Genomic DNA, 19,561 nt, shown 5'->3' with positions numbered 1-19,561 from the left:
CACTCAACCGAGAACCGCTATAGGACTGTTCACTATTACTTTTTCGGGACAACTGGAGCAACTGGGGCAACTGGGGCAACTGGGGCAAGTTTAGCTGCTGCTGCGGCTATTTCTTCTGGAGTAAGTGGCATCAATACCTGTAATTGGAATGATGTATCAATCGCTGCTGGACCTACCGGCATCGGCGTTTTATCTAATGGGTTTCTTGACTCTACTGGAGCCGAAGTTACTTGATAATCTTTAATTATTAACAAAGGCTGCAAACGCTCAATGTTACGAATTATCGATTGTGTTTGTTCATAAGTTCCTGTAATTTCGGCATTGATACTGCTGCGTTGCAGCTTGCCGTTAACCAGTAGTCCTAGACTTCCATCGATAATCGGTTCTGGTTTTGGGGAAACTGGCACAAACTTCTTCAGCTTGGCTCTCACTGTATTAATAGAAGTTGGAGTATTGCCAGACTCAATCAAGCGGTTCAGGTCCAACAGCAATGTATCCAAGGTTTTTTCGTTAGCAAATAAACCTAAAACCTGAACATTTTGCTGCTTTGCCTGCGCTAGCTCGTCTTTAACTTTATCAATCTGTTTGATACTGGCTTTTTTCTGGTCAACTTGCCCTTGCAGTTCGGAGTTTTTGGCTTGCTGCTGCTGATAGCTTTCCCAAGCTGGCATCAGCAGGTTTAACAATATATAACCTGCTCCCGCTAAACCAATTACCCCCACCAAAATCCCAATAATTTTTGGTGTGAAAGCAATACCAAAGATCACGGGGGACTCTGGCGTTGCCGGTCCGAATTCCCCACCATGTTCAGCAAAATTTAAATCATCACTCAGCGTCATTTTGGAATGACTCCTGTTTGTTGCATACTACGAATTCGAGTCACTAACCCGACTGTGCCTTTTTTTTCCAACTCCTGGATTAATGAAGAAGCTGGAACATCGCTCATCGTCGATTGAATAGTGTATTTCACTACTTGGGGTGGCTTAATTATTACACCAGTAGTAGGTTGACCCGCACCTGGCGTTAAGGGAGGATCTACTAATGTTGCCGTCAGAATTCTGCTTTCTGTGGACTTTAAGAACTGAGACTGTTGTAAAATCAATAAGAAATCATTGACATCGTTATAAGAACGAGCCAATCCGGTAATTTCTAATCCCCCGGCGGGATTGTTTGGTGGCTGACCTGCCACTACCGCAACGGGTGGAAGTTGCTTGATGGTTTCGATTTGCACTGCTGCTGGGGTGCGATCGCGCAAATCTTGCAGCATTGCTGACCAAGGTCGAATCTGGTCAAATACACTGACTAAAGCTTGGGTTTCCCCTTTCATTGCGATCGTCTCGGCTTTGATTTTGCTAATATTTCCGATTTCTATATCTAATTTCTTGCTTTGTTGGTCTAGTTCTGTTGCTTTGGCTTGTAATTCCACAATCTTCCCTTGCAAAAACCACCAACTAATTCCCAATAAAACTGGAAGACCTACACCTAGTCCAACTCCCACATAGACTGGTGTCAAATTCCCCGCCGGAAAGTTTAGGGCTATTCCTCCCTTTTTCTCAGGCTTTCCCTGATATGCTGGGCGGTCTTTAAGAAAATTAACATCTAGGCTGTACATTCTGTTATACCTCCCGCATTCCTAGACCAAGTACAATCGCCAAGCCAGAGCGTTGTACCTGTGGATATTTATCAATGTCAACTTCCAAAGATAAAGCCCCGATTGGATCTATTTGGGTAGTTGGCAAGCTCAATCGTTGGGTAAAAAATTCATCTAGCTGTTGAAGTCCACCTCCTGGGCCAGCTAATAAAATCTGCGCTACCTCCAAATTTTCACTTTGATTGAGATAAAAATCGATGGAACGGCGCAGTTCATCTGTTAGTTCTCCCAATACTCTCAATATGGATGCCATACCAGGATCGAGTTCGGTAACACCGGTTTTGCCACCGTCTATAGGAGTTGGGGGAATAATCATTCCATATAACAAATCCATATCTCGTGATGTGGGTAAGCTCATTGTCCTTGCTAAGGCAGTTTGCATTTGATAAGTGCCGATTGGGACTGTGCGCGAAAATTGCGGCACTCCGTTAACGATGATGGCGATTTCTGTACTATCGAACTCGATATCAACTAGTACTGCTGCTTCTTGCGGCCCAAATTGTCGCAGTTGCTCCCGAATAGTCCGAATCAGAGCAAAACTGTTAATTTCTAAAACATCGATTTGTAATCCTGCCTGCTCGAATGTACTTATATAGGTATCCGTTATCTCCTTGCGGGTGGCAACTAGGAGTACGTGTACTTTTTCAATGCCATCTTCATCTACAAAGTAGTCAAGTTTCTGATAATCTACATCAGCTTCTTCACGAGGATAGGGTAAATACAAACCTGCTTCATGGTTTAGCACCATTTCTCGCAGTTCTTTGTCATCTAACTCCGTTGGCATGGGTATTATCCGAACGATGGAATCTCGCCCCGGTACAGCAGTGGCAACGCGAGAAGTTTTGATTTTGCTCTCAGCTAGCGCCTGCTGGATTAATTCCGCCATTGTTGCGGGGTCGCTGATTTGACCATCGATAACTATGCCTTCTGGAACTGCTACCGATGTAAAGGTTTCTAGTTTCAAGCCTTGACCCTGTTTACGTAGCTGAACTACATTTACCCGTTCGGGAGCAAGTTCAATGCCAACCCCTTTATTCGCTTTGGCAAACAGACCATTGAACTTTTTGACCACAAGTTCAATGCCGGCCCCTTTATTCGATTTGTCAAACAGACTAGTGAAGCTTTTTACCACAGTTGTGTCCGATGGACTGCTAAATTGGAAATTTAAATGATCCTAAAAGATGGATTTTGTGCTAAGTAATTTATTTAGCCTATAATCTCGACAATTTTGCCTAAGCTTTTCACACTGATCAAGCGTAAAAATACTGGGAAAATGATTCAATTACGAAAATTTAAACAACTTGTTGCTTTGGCACTGATTGGCTTATTAACCAGTTGGGTTGTAAGTTGCAGCACAGGTAATGTTGGTACAAGTACGAAACAGGCTACTTCAGGAGCGGCAACTGTTGAGTTTTGGACAATGCAACTCCAACCTCAATTTACCGGCTACTTCAAAAGCCTAATTGCGAATTTTGAATCGCAAAATCCAGGTATAAAGGTTAACTGGGTTGATGTACCTTGGGCGGCGATGGAGAACAAAATTTTAACAGCAGTCTCCGCAAAAACGCCACCTGATGTAGTTAACCTCAATCCGGGTTTCGCTTCCCAACTTGCCGGACGAAATGCCTGGTTAGATTTAGATGCGAAAGTCCCAAACGATGTACGTTCCTCCTATCTACCGAATATCTGGAAAGCAAGTACTCTCAATGGCAAGAGTTTTGGGATTCCCTGGTATCTCACCACAAGGTTAACCATTTATAACACCTATTTATTAAAAGAGGCCGGTATCAATAAACCACCCGCAACCTACGCAGAATTAGCACAAGCAGCCCAACAAATTAAAGATAAGACGGGGAAATATGCCTTTTTTGTGACTTTCGTACCGCAAGATTCCGGGGAAGTGCTGGAATCTTTCGTGCAAATGGGTGTGACTTTAATAAATGCTGATGGGAAAGCGGCGTTTAATTCGCCACAAGGTAAAGCAGCGTTTCAGTATTGGGTGGACTTGTATAAAAAAGGGTTGCTTCCGAAAGAGGCTTTGACGCAAGGACATCGCCACGCGATTGATTTATACCAATCTGGAGAGACTGCGTTTCTAGCTTCTGGGCCAGAATTTCTAAAAACGATCGCTAATAATGCCCCAAAAATCGCTCAAGCTTCGGGAATAGCCCCTCAACTCACTGGTGACACAGGCAAAAAAAATGTCGCGGTGATGAACATAGTTATTCCCCGCGATAGCAAACAACCAGACGGCGCTGTGAAATTTGCTTTATTTGTCACCAATGACGAAAATCAGTTAGCCTTTGCTAAAGCTGCAAATGTCTTACCTTCTACAATCAAAGCATTGTCTGATAGTTACTTTAAAGATGTTCCAGCCAATGCTTCAACAATAGAAAAAGCACGAATTATGAGTGCTAAAGAACTGCCACAAGCAGAAATATTAACCCCGACATTGAAGGATTTTAACAAACTGCAAAAGGCAGTGTACGAGAACTTGCAAGCAGCAATGTTAGGGGAAAAGACTGTAGATAAAGCTGTAGAGGATGCGGCGCAAGAGTGGGATAAAAGATAAATTTGGGCATTGGGCATTGGGCATTGGGCATTGGGCATTGGGCATTGGGCATTGGGCATTGGGCATTGGGCATTGGGCATTGGGCATTGGGCATTGGGCATTGGAAAAATTCCTCCTGTCTCTAGCTTCCCTCTCCTTTATAAGGAGAGGGATTGAGGGTGAGGTAAGTCAGGGAGATAAATTGTATGTTATTTAATTCTTATTCCTTAGTGAATAAACTTCTTGCGATTCACCTCCTTTGATCTCAGTAAAAAATCGCCTACTAAATAAAGGGAACCACATAAAACGATTAAATCGTCTGTGGTGGCGGTTGAGGTTGCGGCCTCCAGTGCTGTGAATAAATCTGGATGGATTTGCCGATCGCTTAATTCTGGACAGAGGCTGTAAGCTAGGTTTGCTAATTCCTCTAGATTTGCGGAAGTTCTACCCGGCCAAGGTTCTACTGGTATTGGCACTAAATAAAGGCGATCGCCTGGTCGTAGTAAAGCGGTAAAAATATCAGTATGATCCTTATCGGAAAACATTCCCATAACCCAATTGACGGGCTTATGGTTAACTGTGTCTAAACTATCAACATATTGGCGAAGAACTTGGGCGGCGGCGGTATTATGAGCGCCATCAACTAATAATTTATGATTGTTCCAGATAGTCCATTGCATCCGCCCTGGCCATTTAGTTTTTGCCATGCCATTAATTATGGCTTCTTCAGAAATCTGCCAACCCTTTTGTTGAAGAATTTCTAAAGCAGCTAAAGCCAAAGCTGAATTAGTTAATTGAATCTGTCCCGCTAACGGCAAAGGGTATTTAATTAATTTTGAATTTTGAATTGTCTGATATTCTGCCCATCCTGATGCGATTTCACAGGCGGGTTGAGGGGTAAAAATCGGGCATTCTAATTCTAAAGCACGCGATCGCACAACTTTCTCTGCCTCTGGTGGCAATGACCCAACTACAACGGGACATCCAGCTTTGAGAATACCTGCTTTTTCTCTAGCAATGTCAGTGACGGTAGGGCCAAGTTGCTGCCAGTGTTCCCGGCTGATGGAAGTGATGATCGTAACCAGGGGTTCCAAACAAACATTGGTAGCATCTAAGCGCCCTCCTAGTCCGACTTCTACCACAGCCACATCGACTTGTTGCTGGGCAAAATATAACCAAGCAGCCGCCGTAATTACTTCAAACTGAGTTGGTGGTTCGTCTTCAGAGAGAATCAACCCTTGGATTTGTTGGAATAATTGACTCAATTCCTCTGAGGAAATTGGCTGTTCATTCAGACAAATACGTTCCGTCCAATCAACTAAATGGGGGGAAGTGTAGCGTCCTGTACGATAACCAGCCTCAGTAAGTACTGAGGAAAGATAGGCACAGACTGAACCTTTACCATTAGTGCCAGCAACGTGAATTACCGAGACTTGGTGATGGGGATTGCCGAGATTTGCCAATAGATTGATAATGCGATCGAGTCCCAAATGAACACCAAAGCGTTGCAGGGGTTGTATTACAGAATCAATATCCACAGAAGGGGCAGTAGGGAGTGGGGGACGACTGACAAATGACAAATAAAACCGACTGTCTTCGTAAATAGAAACAGCCGGTTGAAGAGTAAGGAACGTGGATTAAATAAAATGCAAAACTTCATCCTGTCTCACGATCCCTCTCCTTTATAAGAAGAGCGATTGAGGGTGAGGTAAGCCAGGGACATAAATTGTATGTTATTTAATTCTTATTCCTAATGATATTAAGCCGAATTTAGGCTTCCTTGTCAAAAAAGCCTTGAACTTGTCTTAAAGCCGCAGCGCCAATATTAAATACTGCCCAGCTAGCAGCAATAGCAACTGGTGCTAAAACGATTGCTATACGGAAATCGATAGAATCCATATCTAGAACCCCTCTTTTAAGTAGAAATTAAAGTTTTATCAACTGCTGCTATACAAAACTTGACCAAACTTATTTAAAGCTAGCCATTCAACTAAAGTTTCCTTTAGAGGGTCTGCTTCTTGCTTCAACCAAGGAAGACGGCTTCTTCTTGTCCACAAGCGTAAATTCGGGTGTAGCCCACCCTATGTTTTAAACGAGTAGTTTTTTTGAAGCTTTTAGTCATTGTTCAACCATTATTTTTAGCAGATTTAACAAACAGTGGACTCCCGTTTGACCTTTTTAGAGGCTTGCTAGTAATGAACGCGACTGTGGTTTGCAAACCAGAAAGGTTTAGCCTTTGTTTTCGGCATTAAACTGAGTATAGTTGCTAATAATATGGACAAATATCCAAAGTTATTAGTTTAGAAGTTTTATCTTCATGGCTGAACTACACAACCTCTATCCCATCTACAAATGTATTAAGGACTGCTTTTTCAAGATTCCTGATTTGATTACCTCGCTAATTTAGTTTTAAGTTTTTTCTAGACTATAGGTTAACTACTGAGAGATTATAAGCTTGTGCTTTCCGCAACTAGATAGGATTTTCACCTGACTAAATTAGGTCATTGGCTCTTGGAATTTGTCTACATTTTACCACAAATGCCTATGGACTCAGCAAAGTTTTACAATACCAGATGCAGAAAACACAATACATCGGAAAAACTTACTGAATTTTTAGAACTTTGACTAAGCTCGATAAGGTTTATGACTATTTAATAACTCTCTCATTTTTAGCTGAAGTGGGCAATTTTTCCCATCTAATATGTAAAGAATGTTTAAATTACAGCTACCTCTCCCCCAGTCTTTTCTTCTCTACCAGACGCTGCACTTCGGCAAGGCTCTGTTACCACGCGAACAATTTTGAATTTTGAATGCGTGAATTTTGAATTGATTTCTCCTCACTCCCTAAGATTTGCTAAAGCTGATATCAGTACCCTTACCAGCATGAACTAAAGCTAATTTTTGGTAACGTTTAGCGTGTTCAATCAGTTCTGCGGCTTCAGCCTCCGTTACTTTTCGTAACACTTTGCCAGGAATGCCGACAACTAGGGACAGAGGCGGTATATTTTTAGTTACCACTGCGCCAGCACCAATAATGCTACCAGCGCCCACTCGTACCCCGTCTAAAATCACCGCGCCAATGCCAATCAAACATCCATGCTCAATGTAAGCGGAATGTACCACAGCGCGATGCCCTACCGTAACATGATCTTCTAAAATTGTCGGAAAACCAGGATCACCATGTAGAATTGCCCCATCTTGAATATTTGTGCATTCGCCAATTTCAATGCGTTCAACATCTCCCCTAACCACTGCTCCATACCAAATGCTCACCCCTGCTGCTATATCTACCGAACCCATAACAACAGCATTGGCTGCGATGAAGGCAGCTTGAGAAAAATCGACAGATGTCCAGTAAGAAGCGGTAGACACGATAGAATATAAATATGATACCCAGGAACACTGGAGAAACTCCAACCTTTAAGGCTGGTTGCACAACCAGGATATCACAGCATCAAGCCTCTACGCTGAGGAAAACACTAGTAAACAATGTTCCTGCCGCAACTCCGTGTCCATGCAGCAGTGAGCAAGTAACCCAAAGTGGTTGAGCCGAAGTGTATAATCCAACCCACTAGTGCTGGTGAAGACAAAATTATGTTTGTACGCACTTCATGATGAATCCAGGTTTGCAGTACCCGATGTTTGGCCCTGAAATACAGTGTCCCCATTGTCGCCAGACTATTCCGGCGCTGACACTGACAGATACCTATTTGTGTTCGCGTCATGGCGCGTTTGAAGTTAATCCTAAAAATGGCGAGTTAATCCATTTGCAATCGGGGCGTCATTGGCGGAGGTGGAATAATGAATGGTATAGACAGCATACTCATCCTGATGGTATTCGCTTTGAAATTCACGAAGCATTAGATAAGCTTTATACGCAAGGCTATCGAGCAACAAAAGTGATTATTGCTCGACGCTATCAGGAATTGATGAGTGGCTACTTAGAACGCAGTACACCTTGGCGTTCTGGACAACCAGAAGCTACTGCTGCGCGTTTGTATGGCTTACCCGTGGACTTTAGCCCTGATACCTCAGAAGATCCCTGTTGGGAAGTGATTAATTTTGACTTGGAAAAAGAACCTGGCGTTCCTGTACGCTACCCCTATTTCAGGTTGTTTGAGTAATGGTCATTAGTCATTAGTCATTGGTCATTTGTCATTTGTCATTAGTGAATAACAAAGGACAAAGTGCCAAGTTCTGATCGGAGGTTTTCTCCGATCAGAACTTTATAACAGAGGACAACTGACAAAGGACAAATTATGCACCACGCTTCGATTCGGACTGCGAATATTCATCGAGCGATCGCTTTCTACGAACATTTAGGGTTTACAATTTCGGAACGCTTTACTACAGGCTACACCCTAGCTTGCTGGATGGAAGGATTGGGCGGCAGAATTGAAATGATCCAAATTCCCGAACCAAAACCAGCCCCAGATGCGTTTGCTGACGAACATTATGTGGGATATTATCATCTCTCGTTCGATTTAACTGAGATTACACCAGATTTACCTAGCTGGTTGACAAATTTACAAGAACGTGTCCGACTGGGAACCGAGAGTCAAGTAGAAGAATTACAACCTTTGAAGGTACTTTTAGAACCGACACAACAGCAAATAGGCGATCGCATTTACGAAGTGGCTTTCATCGCCGATACTGATGGCTTACCCCTGGAATTCATTCGAGTTTTAGGAAAACTCCCATAATTTTTCTACTATTAAACAGATGAAAAAACCGTGGTTGCTAAAAAAATTAACCACGATTTTTACTTTATAAAACTTTACTTTTGTTAGTACCTACAGACAATTAATTGCGGCCATTTAGGGAAATTAGCAAGCGCAAGATAAAGACGAACAAGTTGATGTAAGTGAGGTACATCGACAAAGCAGCAGGCAGATATTGGTCATCGCTGTAAGTGCGGGGCAAGATGTAGAAATCCACAACAGAAACCCCAACAAATAGAAACACCCCCAAACCTGAGATGGCGATTTCTAACCAATTTGGCGTGTAAACACCAAACATGGCAAACCCGAATTGGGCTAGACACACAACCACCAAAGCAATGACGCCAAGATTGATGGTTTTCGTCAAAGCCATGCCGTCTTGTTCAGAGAGATTTGAACCAATTTGACGGGCAAAAATAAAGGTGATGCCACAACCAAGGGCAGCTAATCCAATGCCTTGAATGCCAACACCTTGGGATCTCAAAGCGACAAATATCAAGCCACTGAGAGTATATCCAGATAAAAGGCTGTAGGTTGCCAACAGGGGTAGTGCAAGTCCCTTGTTACCTTTTTGAGCAACATTTTGGGCAACAAAGAACAAAATTAATTCCAAAATCACCGCACCAATGAAGGTGGGAAAGAATATTCCGGGGTTAGTACGGATAACTCCCAAACCGCCGTAGGTTCCTAATGCCGTTAGCACCAATCCACCACCGACGTAGGGGAGGGCGTTGGCAATTACATTTGGGCCAACGAGGGCGTGAGATTTAGCCTCACGCATAGCTTCACGAAAATTACTGGTATTGCTCATATTGAAAAACTGTTTTTTAGGAAAACGTTCTGCTTATTCCTATTCTTACCAAGATTTAGGGCAAGAAACCAGGAACGGGTTAGGCAAGTTAGAAGACAACTAAACAAAAAAGATGATGCAAGGTTGAAATTTTTATCTAAAAATCAAAAATAACCTGCAACAGAGAGGTTAGCAAAATCATGCGTAAAAATACTGGACTGTGGAGTGCGACCCTTGATAAGTTCAGTGAAACGACGATAGCTTATTCAGGCTTAACTAGGGAAAATAATGACAGCTTAAAAGAAAATATACGCAGCTCCACTTTCTTAGGAATAGGAGTTACAACAAGGGAATGTATATGGCAACAAGTGAGTCCTCTTTACGAATTGATGGTATAGAATTATTACACTTGTACCACCAGAATCCTTCTATTAAACTTCGTAATAAACTTGTACAGTTACATACTGGCTTAGTTCGGAAGATGGCTCATAAATTCAGCCATCAATGTAACGAACCTTATGAAGATTTAGAACAAATCGGTTATTTTGGTTTGATTAGGGCAATTGAGCGCTTCGACCCTAGCCAAGGATATGCTTTTAGTTCCTTTGCTGTACCATATATTCGCGGTGAGATGCTGCACTTTTTGCGCGATCGCAGTACTCTATTAAAAATTCCCCGTCGTTGGCAAGAACTGTACAATGAAGGACAAAAGATTCGCAAGGACTTGGCAATGTCTTTAGGTCGCCTTCCCAAAGATGCTGAAATCGCCAAGGAACTTCAGGTATCTCTGCAAGAATGGCAAGAAACCAAGTTAGCTGCTCAAAACCGTATGCCTTTAAGTTTAGATGCGACCGCACTTAACTATGTTGATTGCCAAATAACCTTGGGTGAGGCACTTCCTTGTCCTCGTTCTCATGTTCTTCTGCAAGAAGAAGAAGAACGGCAACAACTCCAAGGCGCAATAAATATGTTAGAAGACAAGCCCCGCATGGCAGTTGAAATGGTATTTTTGAAGGAACTTTCTCGCAAGGATGCTGCTAAGAATATTGGCACTAGTCCAATGACGGTAACGCGGTATCTGCAAAAGGGAATTCAAGATTTGATTTACTATTTGCAACCACAGGTAATGCCAACACAAGTAATGCCAACAGGGTCTTAGTCGTGCTTGTCCAAAAATCCAATCACTAATGACCAATGACCAATGACAAATGACAAATGACAAATGACTAATTATCGAGATTTTAAATCAGCGATCGCACCTCTGGTCATAGCAGCAATAGCTTGATCTGTCGCTTTCGGTAAATGATAATATTTACCGCCTGCTGTTTGCGATAATTCCTTAGCAAAGCCCGTGGACACAAATTTACTTTCCGTATCAATTACTAATAGTTGCATCCCCAAAGCCCGGATTCTGGCAGCAATTTCTAATAATTCTCCTTTGATATCTGGCTTTTCTCCTGGTTCTAGTTGTTCGCCTAAAGAACGCGCTAAGGAAATATTACCCCGCCCATCGGTAATCGCTACAAGCACAACTTGCCCAATATCTCCGCTCATCTGGGCATTTAAGCCGACGCGCACAGCTTGGGTTAAACCATGTGCTAAGGGCGAACCGCCACCACAGGGCAACCTTTCCAAGCGGTTACGCGCCAAGGCAATAGAACGTGTTGGAGGCAATAATACCTCTGCCTGTTCTCCCCGGAAGGGAATCAATGCTATTTGGTCGCGGTTTTGATAAGCTTCTGTCAAGAGTTGCATCACCGCACCTTTAGCCGACTGCATTCGATTCAAGGCCATTGAGCCAGAAGCATCTACCACAAATACTACCAACGCCCCGGCTTTGCGTACCAGGCGTTTCGAGCGAATATCAGCCTGTTCGACAATAACTTTTCTATCTGGGTGTCTTTCTCTCCGGGCTTTTTGATAAGGAGCCGCAGCTCTCAGGGTAGCATCTACTGCAATGCGTCGCGCTTTCCCCTTGGGCAACATTGGCTTAATGTAGCGTCCCCTGTCATCGGAAAAGATGACACTGCGACTACCAGATTTCCCTTGCCGCTTCGCCATTTGAGTAAAGTAAAGCACGCTGTCGTCAAGGATTACCCCTTCTGGATCAAAAATGAATTCTTCGGGGATGCTAGGGGGTTCTTGCTCTTGATTTTCTTCCTGTTCTTCTTGTTCTTCCTCTTCTTCCTCTTCTGATTCGTCCTGGGATTCTTCTTGATTTTGTGGTGGGGGTGGAGGCGGTGGTGGTGATTGTTCTGGTGGCGGTGTCTGCACAATTGTGGCGCGTGGTACAATCACCAGTTCCACAGCACGGCGCAAATCTTCGGCATTAACTGTTGTTCGTCCTTCCAAAGCTGCCGCCGCCTTAGCAACTCGCGTGGCGAATAACTCGGCACGATGTCCCTGAACTCCGCCGCGAATGGCCTCATCTACTAAGTAGGCAATTTGTTCATGGGTGATAATTACTTCTTTCAACCATTCCCGTGCCAAGATGATTTGGGTTTTGAGGGCGTCTAAATCTTCGTTGTACTGCTGAAGGAAGTCTTGGGGAGATTTAGAATAGGCGATCGCAACTTCAACTGCTTCTACTCTTTGATCTAAGCCGAGTACACCGTCAGCAGAGAGTGCGATCGCAATTCTATCTAGCAAATGCTCCCGTAATCCGCCTTCTTCTGGATTGTAGGTGGCAATAAATAAGGATTTACACGGATGCTGAAAACTGATCCCTTCTCGTTCTATTTGGTTGCGTCCGTCAGATAATACTGTTAGAAGCTGATTTGATATTTGGTCATCTAATAAATTAATTTCATCTACGTACAGTACACCCCGGTTTGCTGTCGCGAGTAAACCGGGCTGAAAAATGGTATCACCTTGTTTTACCGACTTTTCCACATCCACAGAACCGAGGAGTCGGTCTTCTGTGATACCTAGAGGAATTTGCAAAAAAGGCGCGGGAATTATTTCAACGGGAACATCTTGAATATCTTTGTCTGCGTACTCCGCCAAAAGTTGATCATCCCATTCTTCTGGGTGGTTGGGGTCACAATTGCTGATTGAGCCTTTGACAACTTCTATCGGCGGTAGTAGAGCGTGGATAGCACGAGCCATCACAGATTTTGCCGTACCGCGACGACCTGCGATCGCTACTCCTCCCAAACCAGGATCAACTGCGGCTAACAGCAAGGCTAATTTAATTGCTTCTTGACCGACTACGGCACTCAAGGGAAAGGCAGTGATCGTGGGATTGATAGGAGGCGCAGGCATTGTTTGCTTTCATAGCGAGTCTTGGTCTTTAGCATACCAATTTCTGACACATTTAGAATAAGTATTATGGCAATCAGAGAAAGGTAAGGTTATGAGTATTGCTCAGGCTAAACGCTTCACACTGGATGAATACCACAGGCTTGGAGAATTGGGCTTTTTCCATGACCTGAATTGTCAGATAAGACAAAGCAGTAAGTTTTATGGCTTATAGTGATTTTAAACTTATTGAAATTATTGATTCTTTTGGTTTAGTTATCTACGAGTCATCTGGACTATTTGCAAGTGTACATGAGCAAGAATGTAGTGATTTATTATCTACCATCCTTAAGGAAAATGTTGATCTAGCAGTAGCGATAAGTACAGAAAAAGCTCGGAGTGAAATGATAATTAGTCCAATTTTGTTAGAAATTAGGCGCAAATTTAATTATGAAATAAGCTTGTTTTCTGGAGTTGATTTTACTGTTGATAGCCAACGAGGACTAAATGGCTTTTGTGATTTTATTTTGAGTGTTTCTTCGGAGCAGTTGCTTATACGTAGTCCGGTGGTTGTCTTAGTAGAAAGTAAAAATGAGAATTTGAGGTCTGGTTTAGCACAATGTATTGCTGAAATGGTAGCTGCACAGATTTTTAACGAGAGAAGTGGAAATCAAGTCAAAGCTATATATGGTGCTGTTACTATCGGTACAATCTGGCAATTTCTCAAGCTTGAAGGTAATCTAGTTTCGATTGATTTGAGTGAATATTATATTAAGGATATTAAGAAAATTTTAGGGATTTTGTATAGTGCGATCGCGCAAAGTAAGCCGTAAATTGTTTATTAACTAAAATATTATTTAAATAAATGGTGGTGTTGAGAGAATACCATAGATGATTTTTAAACTTGATGGATGGCGAGCGATATCTTACGACAAGCCGCTACGCGTGTACGCTATTACGAATCTTCATAAATAACTATATTGACATCTAGCATCAGTTATGTCAATGTGTACTTAAGACAGCAAAATAACCGCACTCTAAAGCGCAGGTTTTTGGTGCATGTCTCAGCAGCAGAATTTCTTAGGAATTCTACGGCTGAGACTTGAACCAAACGAAAACGTAGATAGCGAATTTTTTTATCGAGGGAGATTCATTTTTGATAAGTTCCCTCAACATAAATTCGTTAGCCCTAGATGCATAATATTCCAATACTGTTGCAAACAACAAAAAAAATGGAACATTGACAAAATGAATACCAAACAAAAACGTAATAAGAAGCAGCAACTTAGTGATTTTTATGGCTCTAACTGTTGGTGATGTCGCCAGAATATACCACAAGAGAGGTTGACGATTGAACACCTTTTACCCAAGAGTCATGGCGGTTCTAATTCTTTTGAAAACTTATGACTTTCTTGTTTTCACTGTAATAACACTCGTGGAAACAGTCTCTATCCGCCGGGAGCATCTCAGTTTTGCAAATATACCAAATTATAAACAAGATTCTTGCTCCCTCTCCTTACCAAGGAGAGGGTTGGGGTGAGGTTTTACAAGGCTTTTTACACTCATTGAGATGCTCCCCTATCCGCCTCTCTGGAGAGAGAATAACTGTTTCTAGGTAGCATCTCAATTTTATTAGGCTCTTATTTTCTAGGGTAGGCAGCTTACCCGTCTTTTCCATTAAATTAACTACCAAAAATAGGAAAAAATAAAAATGCACGAACTTCCAAAATTCGATAATTTAACACTTCTAGAACAAGCGCTTACTCACCGTTCTTATGTCAATGAACATCCGACAAGCAAGGATAATGAACGCCTAGAATTTCTCGGTGATGCTATCCTAAATTTTTTAAGTGGTGAATATCTCTATAAATGTCATCTAGAAAAAGGAGAAGATGAATTAACTCGCCGCCGTTCTGCATTAGTAGATCAGAAGCAATTAGCAAAGTTTGCTCTTGAAGTTGATTTACAATTTAAGATGAGATTAGGACAAGGTGCAATTCGAGACGGAGGATATCAAAATCCTAATTTATTAAGTAGCACCTTTGAAGCAGTCCTTGGCGCCTACTATCTAGATAAGGATTCCAATATTGAAGAAGTTCGCAAAATTGTAGAACCCCTGTTTGATTCCGTATCGCAAAATATTGTTGTGTCTCGCTCTAATGTAGACTCAAAAAACCGCTTTCAGGAATGGGTGCAATCTCATGTTACCCCAAATCCCCCGATATATGAGACAGAACAAATAGGAGGACCTTCTCACGCACCACAATTCGTAGCTAGAGTATTGGTAGATGGAAAAAAGCATGGAACGGGTACGGGACGTAATAAAAAAGAGGCTGAAAAAGATGCTGCTGAAGATGCGCTAGCTAAGTTGAAAAAGAAAGGTTTGTTGTAGAGATGATTACCCAGGCTCATAGAGGTATAAAACATCTTCCTATTCCTCTTGCTTCTTAATTTATTTTTACTGTGTGAAAGTGAAAAACTACGGTTCAAGAGCAGAAGAAGTAATTTTGCATTAGCAAAGCAGGATGAATCTGAGTGTGTATTTGATGCTCAAAATGCTAAATTTCTGTTTGAGCAAGATTTAGAATTAGTGGATTTGTTTTCTAAGTTTTGCAACTAAATCCATGAAAATCTGTCTATTCCATGCCCAATCCCCATTTTCCAAACTGAGTTTTAAATTCTTAATCTTCATAAAGTTATAAATCAATACGCTTGGGTTAGAGCCAAAAACCAAAACCAGCGTAGGTTGGGTTGAGGAACGAAACCCAACATTTTGCAGGGTTTGTTGGGTTTTACTTCGTTCAACCCAACCTACAATTATCCTTAACTGAACTGTATTGAGTTATAAATACCATTATTAAGTTTTTTATAATACTTATCTCAGCTTCTACATTCATGACGGAAAGTGCGATCGCAATTGTGTAATCTGAAGATAGCAAAGCTAATTATTCAATTGAGGTCTGATGACTCCTACGATTATGCGTCAGCTTTGGTCAGTGGTTGAAACCGCCCAAGCCAAGCTCCTCTTGCAACTGGATGATGCTAGCTTGGTGCAGTGGTTAGTAAAACAAACCGAAACGCAAGTGTTGTTAGATTCTAACGAAACTGATTTTCTGTGCCACTACATTCAATCTCGGCTAGCCCTTATACGTGATATTGCTCAGGAACGTCAGTGTTCATGATCGTAAAATCACGATGAATTACTTGATGCGTTATTACTCTTGACTATTGGCTTTTTGGGGAAAATAACCTTCAACTAAGCAGTCAGAGCCGACTACACGCCAACGAACACGTTCTAGAGACAACGCCTCAGTCATGGTAGTAAAACCTAAATCGCCCACAGGTGTGGGAGCAGTGCTACCACCAATGATTTTCGGGGCGATAAATGCGAGAATTTTTTGTACTGCTCCTTGAGCGATCGCACTTGCAGCTAATGTACCACCACATTCCCACAACACGCTACAAAAACCCCGCTCATATAAGTACGCCATTGCCTTTTCTGGTGTAAGTGATGTTAATTTCACCACCTCCACCCCCTTTTTTAGCAACAGTTCTTGAAAATCGGGGTTAGCGCCCTCCTGTGTCAACACCAAAGTTGGAGCATCCGCAGTTTGCCACAGATGAGCATTTTCCGGTAAGTTGAGATGGCGACTCATCACCACGCGCAGGGGATTATGTGCCCCCACCTGATGGCTGGTTAAGTAAGGATTATCGTGTCGGACTGTATTACCACCGACAATTATTGCATCACTTGCCGCCCGCAGTTGATGTACTTCACTACGGGACTCTTGGCTTGTCACCCAGGCGCTGTTACCAGAGATGGTAGCAATTTTGCCATCTAAAGTCATGGCATATTTTAAAATTCCCAAAGGTCGTTTGTAGAGAATGCGATGCACAAAAGCTTCATTTAGCTGATGACAAGCTGACTCTTCTACTCCTACCAACACTTCGATCCCCGCCGCACGTAAACGGGCAATACCACCTCCAGCTACCAGTGGATTGGGATCAACCATACCCACCACCACTTTTGCTACTCCAGCTTGGATCAATCCTTCCGAACAAGGGGGAGTACGTCCGTAGTGATTGCAAGGTTCGAGGTTGACATAGATTGTCGCACCACGAGCGCGATTCTCCTGGGGAGAGGCTGCGCCAACGCCTGCTGCCCTCAAGGCAAACACTTCTGCATGAGGCTCACCTGCACGAGGATGAAACCCTTCGCCGACAATCTTGCCATCCTTGACAATCACCGCTCCCACTAGCGGATTTGGCGAAGTACGTCCTAAAGCGCGGCGAGCAAGTTCCAAACACCGCAGCATCATGCGAGAGTCAAAGTCACTTCCTACCTTTTGCTTTATAGGAGAATTCGATCCAAACAATTCTTCTTACAGCCTTTTTTATCTATTTAAACCACAATCTCCTGTAGGTTAGCACAGCTAGCTGTGCTAACCACCTATTTACAGCGTCGCTGCAAGTTCCCGTAAGCGATCGCTTCCATCGCGGAAGACTGGCCAACCATCCCCCACCAGCACTGCTTCTACCCGACTCAGTTGAGCCAACCTGCGAACAGAAGCAAAAGCCTTCTCTCGATTCAGCAGCTTGTCATCTGGCAAAATTGTTAAGCTACCTGCTTTGCGTGCCCTGACTAAATCTCCTGTGATCAAAGTCGTCTCCTCCAGTAACAGAGCCAATTCACCCGGAGTTTTCGAGCCTTGGAGTTCAATCACCTCCAGTCCTGGTACGAACTGTTCACCATCAGACAGCCAGCGATCGCAATGTATAGGAAAAGTGTCTTTTTCTGCCAAAGGGCCAGCAATCTTAGCATAGGTTTGATCGGCAATTTCTTTAGTTGCCCTGACATGCTCGGAATTCGTCAGCACAATCCAAACTACACCACCGAGGGATTTCAGATGATTCCAATCATGATTTGATAGGGCTACTGGGTCAATCAAGATGTTGCCATCTGGGCGAATCCAGGCAATCCCATTGAAATCAATATTTCTTGCCGGATTGAAATTTGACCAGCTATAGAGATCGGGACGGTGCAAAGATTTCATGATGATTCTGGATCAGTACCTTCAATAATTGACTATTAATCTCAATAATTAAGTATATAGATTATGAGGTTGCATTCCCTATGGATCTCGAATTTGAGTATACTACGATGAATCTATCGATATTATGGATTTTATCAGGTTTATAAAAATTCCCGCCGAAGCGCAAAAGAGATCAACGGAGGTATACAGGTGAGTGAGATTGGGCGCAAAAAGATATCAGCGAAAGCAGACCAGTTTACAGAGTCGGTGATTCGAGAAATGACAAGGGTAGCAGTGCAATACGGTGCAGTGAATTTGGCTCAGGGGTTTCCTGATTTTCCCTGTCCCTTGGAGTTGAAACAGGCAGCTTACGAAGCAATAGAGGCAGATGTCAACCAGTATGCAATTACTTGGGGCGATCGCCCATTTCGTGATGCGATCGCCAACAAAGTTGGTTGGTATCTGGGCTTAGATATTGATCCCGAAACCCAAATCACCGTTACTTGTGGTTCCACAGAAGCAATGGCAGCTGTGATGCTGGCAACCGTCGATCCCGGTGAGGAAGTAATTGTATTTGAGCCATATTACGAAAACTACGGCCCCGATGCGATTTTAGCTAGTGCTACACCCCGCTACGTAACACTACATCTCCCCCATTGGACATTTGATGAATCAGAGTTGCGTCAAGCTTTTAATGCCAATACCAAAGCCATTATTATCAACACACCCCACAACCCCACCGGCAAAGTCTTCACCCGTGAAGAACTCACCCTAATTGCCGAACTTTGTCAAAAGTGGGATGTGTTAGCGTTCACTGATGAAATCTATGAACATATTCTTTATGATGGCACTCAACATATTGCCCTAGCGACCCTTCCCGGTATGGAAGAACGCACAATTACCATCAATGGTCTTTCCAAAACTTACAGCGTCACTGGATGGCGAGTTGGCTACATTTTGGCCAACCCTGAATTGACAGGAGCGATTCGCAAAGTCCATGATTTCCTCACCGTTGGCGCTCCTGCACCATTGCAACGAGCCGGAGTTGCCGCCATGCAACTGCCACCATCCTATTATGAAGAACTAGCCAAACTTTATCACCAGAAGCGAGAGTGCATTTTACAGATTTTAGATAAAGTTGGCATTCCCTATTTTGTTCCCAAAGGAGCTTATTATGTGCTTGCAGATATTTCCAAATTCGGCTATAAAACAGATGTTGAATTCACTTACCATCTAATTAAAGAGATTGGTGTTGCCGTAGTTCCTGGTTCCAGCTTTTTCAGCCAACCAGAAAAAGGACATTCATTAATCAGATTTTGCTTCAGCAAAAGACCTGAGACATTACAAATAGCGAGCGATCGCTTACTCAAACTCCAAGCAACTCTACAACCGACATCTTAACATTCATCTCTTATCTTCGCGCTCTTTGCGTCCTTCTCTAACGAGACGCTGCGCGAACGCGGTTCGTTTCGCATCCAAATTAATTCAATACGAAAGACCCATCACACCTTATTTTTTATTAATAGTAGGGAACAACTATAGCAATCTTATCTGAGTTGTCAAAATTACTTTTTT

20 protein-coding genes and 1 pseudogene are annotated in these 19,561 nt (G+C 42.8%); 11 read left to right on the top strand and 10 right to left on the bottom strand.

Features of this window, described 5'->3' with window-relative positions; genetic code table 11:
- Nucleotides 1-35 precede the first annotated feature (35 nt).
- Genes V7K36_RS12295 through pilM form a run of 3 tightly spaced genes read right to left on the bottom strand, consistent with a single transcriptional unit; the run spans nucleotide 36 to nucleotide 2,723 of the window.
- Entirely contained in the window at nucleotides 36-839 is an 804-nt protein-coding gene (locus V7K36_RS12295) for a pilus assembly protein PilO (RefSeq protein ID WP_335116014.1), read from the bottom strand.
- The gene (locus V7K36_RS12290; protein WP_335116012.1) at nucleotides 836-1,612 is read right to left on the bottom strand and encodes a PilN domain-containing protein; all 777 of its coding nucleotides are present in this window, start codon (nucleotides 1,610-1,612) and stop codon (nucleotides 836-838) included. Before V7K36_RS12290 ends, V7K36_RS12295 begins: the two co-directional genes overlap by 4 nt.
- 4 nt (nucleotides 1,613-1,616) lie before the next feature.
- Complete coding sequence (gene pilM, locus V7K36_RS12285) at nucleotides 1,617-2,723, bottom strand: type IV pilus biogenesis protein PilM (RefSeq protein ID WP_334832715.1); 1,107 nt, start codon at nucleotides 2,721-2,723, stop codon at nucleotides 1,617-1,619.
- 201 nt (nucleotides 2,724-2,924) lie between these two features.
- Here pilM and V7K36_RS12280 point away from each other — a divergent pair, with 201 nt between their 5' ends.
- On the top strand, nucleotides 2,925-4,223 hold the full coding sequence (locus tag V7K36_RS12280) for an ABC transporter substrate-binding protein (RefSeq protein WP_335116010.1): 1,299 nt from the start codon (nucleotides 2,925-2,927) through the stop codon (nucleotides 4,221-4,223).
- Nucleotides 4,195-4,419 carry a hypothetical protein gene (locus V7K36_RS12275; protein WP_335116008.1) on the top strand — a complete coding sequence of 75 codons (225 nt, stop codon included), beginning with the start codon at nucleotides 4,195-4,197 and terminating at the stop codon, nucleotides 4,417-4,419. The genes V7K36_RS12280 and V7K36_RS12275 overlap by 29 nt, the downstream gene beginning before the upstream one ends.
- 10 nt (nucleotides 4,420-4,429) lie before the next feature.
- Here V7K36_RS12275 and V7K36_RS12270 read toward each other — a convergent pair whose 3' ends face one another.
- The 3 genes from V7K36_RS12270 to V7K36_RS12260 all read right to left on the bottom strand — a co-directional run bounded on the left by V7K36_RS12270 (nucleotide 4,430) and on the right by V7K36_RS12260 (nucleotide 7,574).
- A complete protein-coding gene (locus tag V7K36_RS12270) occupies nucleotides 4,430-5,740 on the bottom strand; it encodes a bifunctional folylpolyglutamate synthase/dihydrofolate synthase (protein WP_335116078.1) in 1,311 nt (436 codons plus the stop codon).
- 232 nt (nucleotides 5,741-5,972) lie between these two features.
- Nucleotides 5,973-6,101 (bottom strand): photosystem II protein Y, encoded by a 129-nt coding sequence (locus tag V7K36_RS12265; RefSeq protein ID WP_292772125.1) that lies wholly within the window; start codon nucleotides 6,099-6,101, stop codon nucleotides 5,973-5,975.
- Nucleotides 6,102-7,046: 945 nt separating this feature from the next.
- The gene (locus tag V7K36_RS12260; protein ID WP_335116006.1) at nucleotides 7,047-7,574 is read right to left on the bottom strand and encodes a gamma carbonic anhydrase family protein; all 528 of its coding nucleotides are present in this window, start codon (nucleotides 7,572-7,574) and stop codon (nucleotides 7,047-7,049) included.
- A 242-nt stretch (nucleotides 7,575-7,816) separates the two neighbouring features.
- Between V7K36_RS12260 and V7K36_RS12255 the strand changes: the two genes are divergently transcribed.
- Nucleotides 7,817-8,326 (top strand): TIGR02652 family protein, encoded by a 510-nt coding sequence (locus V7K36_RS12255; RefSeq protein WP_442941291.1) that lies wholly within the window; start codon nucleotides 7,817-7,819, stop codon nucleotides 8,324-8,326.
- Between the two features lie 135 nt (nucleotides 8,327-8,461).
- Nucleotides 8,462-8,905 (top strand): VOC family protein, encoded by a 444-nt coding sequence (locus V7K36_RS12250; RefSeq protein ID WP_335116004.1) that lies wholly within the window; start codon nucleotides 8,462-8,464, stop codon nucleotides 8,903-8,905.
- Between the two features lie 100 nt (nucleotides 8,906-9,005).
- Here V7K36_RS12250 and V7K36_RS12245 read toward each other — a convergent pair whose 3' ends face one another.
- The gene (locus tag V7K36_RS12245; RefSeq protein ID WP_334832723.1) at nucleotides 9,006-9,734 is read right to left on the bottom strand and encodes a Bax inhibitor-1/YccA family protein; all 729 of its coding nucleotides are present in this window, start codon (nucleotides 9,732-9,734) and stop codon (nucleotides 9,006-9,008) included.
- Between the two features lie 337 nt (nucleotides 9,735-10,071).
- Here V7K36_RS12245 and V7K36_RS12240 point away from each other — a divergent pair, with 337 nt between their 5' ends.
- Nucleotides 10,072-10,872, top strand: a complete 801-nt coding sequence (locus V7K36_RS12240; RefSeq protein WP_334832725.1) for an RNA polymerase sigma factor SigF — start codon at nucleotides 10,072-10,074, stop codon at nucleotides 10,870-10,872.
- Between the two features lie 71 nt (nucleotides 10,873-10,943).
- On the opposite strand, the gene bchD is transcribed toward V7K36_RS12240, so the two are convergent.
- Entirely contained in the window at nucleotides 10,944-12,977 is a 2,034-nt protein-coding gene (bchD, locus tag V7K36_RS12235) for a magnesium chelatase ATPase subunit D (protein ID WP_335116002.1), read from the bottom strand.
- 91 nt (nucleotides 12,978-13,068) lie between these two features.
- Between bchD and V7K36_RS12230 the strand changes: the two are divergent.
- From V7K36_RS12230 to V7K36_RS12215, 5 genes and pseudogenes are all read left to right on the top strand, one after another.
- Nucleotides 13,069-13,143: pseudogene (locus V7K36_RS12230) on the top strand (Uma2 family endonuclease); the annotation flags it as partial.
- 34 nt (nucleotides 13,144-13,177) lie between these two features.
- On the top strand, nucleotides 13,178-13,786 hold the full coding sequence (locus V7K36_RS12225) for a hypothetical protein (protein ID WP_335116000.1): 609 nt from the start codon (nucleotides 13,178-13,180) through the stop codon (nucleotides 13,784-13,786).
- Nucleotides 13,787-14,282: 496 nt separating this feature from the next.
- The gene (locus tag V7K36_RS34100) at nucleotides 14,283-14,360 is read left to right on the top strand and encodes an HNH endonuclease (protein ID WP_442948458.1); all 78 of its coding nucleotides are present in this window, start codon (nucleotides 14,283-14,285) and stop codon (nucleotides 14,358-14,360) included.
- A 304-nt stretch (nucleotides 14,361-14,664) separates the two neighbouring features.
- On the top strand, nucleotides 14,665-15,345 hold the full coding sequence (gene rnc / locus V7K36_RS12220) for a ribonuclease III (protein WP_335115998.1): 681 nt from the start codon (nucleotides 14,665-14,667) through the stop codon (nucleotides 15,343-15,345).
- Nucleotides 15,346-15,916: 571 nt separating this feature from the next.
- Nucleotides 15,917-16,135, top strand: coding sequence for a hypothetical protein (locus tag V7K36_RS12215; protein WP_334832735.1), 219 nt, complete (start codon nucleotides 15,917-15,919; stop codon nucleotides 16,133-16,135).
- A 33-nt stretch (nucleotides 16,136-16,168) separates the two neighbouring features.
- Here the strand turns inward: V7K36_RS12215 and ribD are convergent, their stop codons facing one another.
- Nucleotides 16,169-17,272 carry a bifunctional diaminohydroxyphosphoribosylaminopyrimidine deaminase/5-amino-6-(5-phosphoribosylamino)uracil reductase RibD gene (ribD, locus tag V7K36_RS12210; RefSeq protein ID WP_335116076.1) on the bottom strand — a complete coding sequence of 368 codons (1,104 nt, stop codon included), beginning with the start codon at nucleotides 17,270-17,272 and terminating at the stop codon, nucleotides 16,169-16,171.
- A gap of 135 nt (nucleotides 17,273-17,407) precedes the next feature.
- Nucleotides 17,408-18,007, bottom strand: a complete 600-nt coding sequence (locus tag V7K36_RS12205) for an MBL fold metallo-hydrolase (protein WP_335115996.1) — start codon at nucleotides 18,005-18,007, stop codon at nucleotides 17,408-17,410.
- A 189-nt stretch (nucleotides 18,008-18,196) separates the two neighbouring features.
- Here V7K36_RS12205 and V7K36_RS12200 point away from each other — a divergent pair, with 189 nt between their 5' ends.
- Nucleotides 18,197-19,387, top strand: a complete 1,191-nt coding sequence (locus V7K36_RS12200) for a pyridoxal phosphate-dependent aminotransferase (RefSeq protein ID WP_335115994.1) — start codon at nucleotides 18,197-18,199, stop codon at nucleotides 19,385-19,387.
- Nucleotides 19,388-19,561 lie beyond the last annotated feature (174 nt).

It is taken from the genome of Nostoc sp. (assembly GCF_036919555.1).
GTDB lineage: Bacteria > Cyanobacteriota > Cyanobacteriia > Cyanobacteriales > Nostocaceae > Nostoc.
Note: the sequence above shows the minus strand (reverse complement) of the source record. Positions and strands in the feature narration are given on the sequence as shown.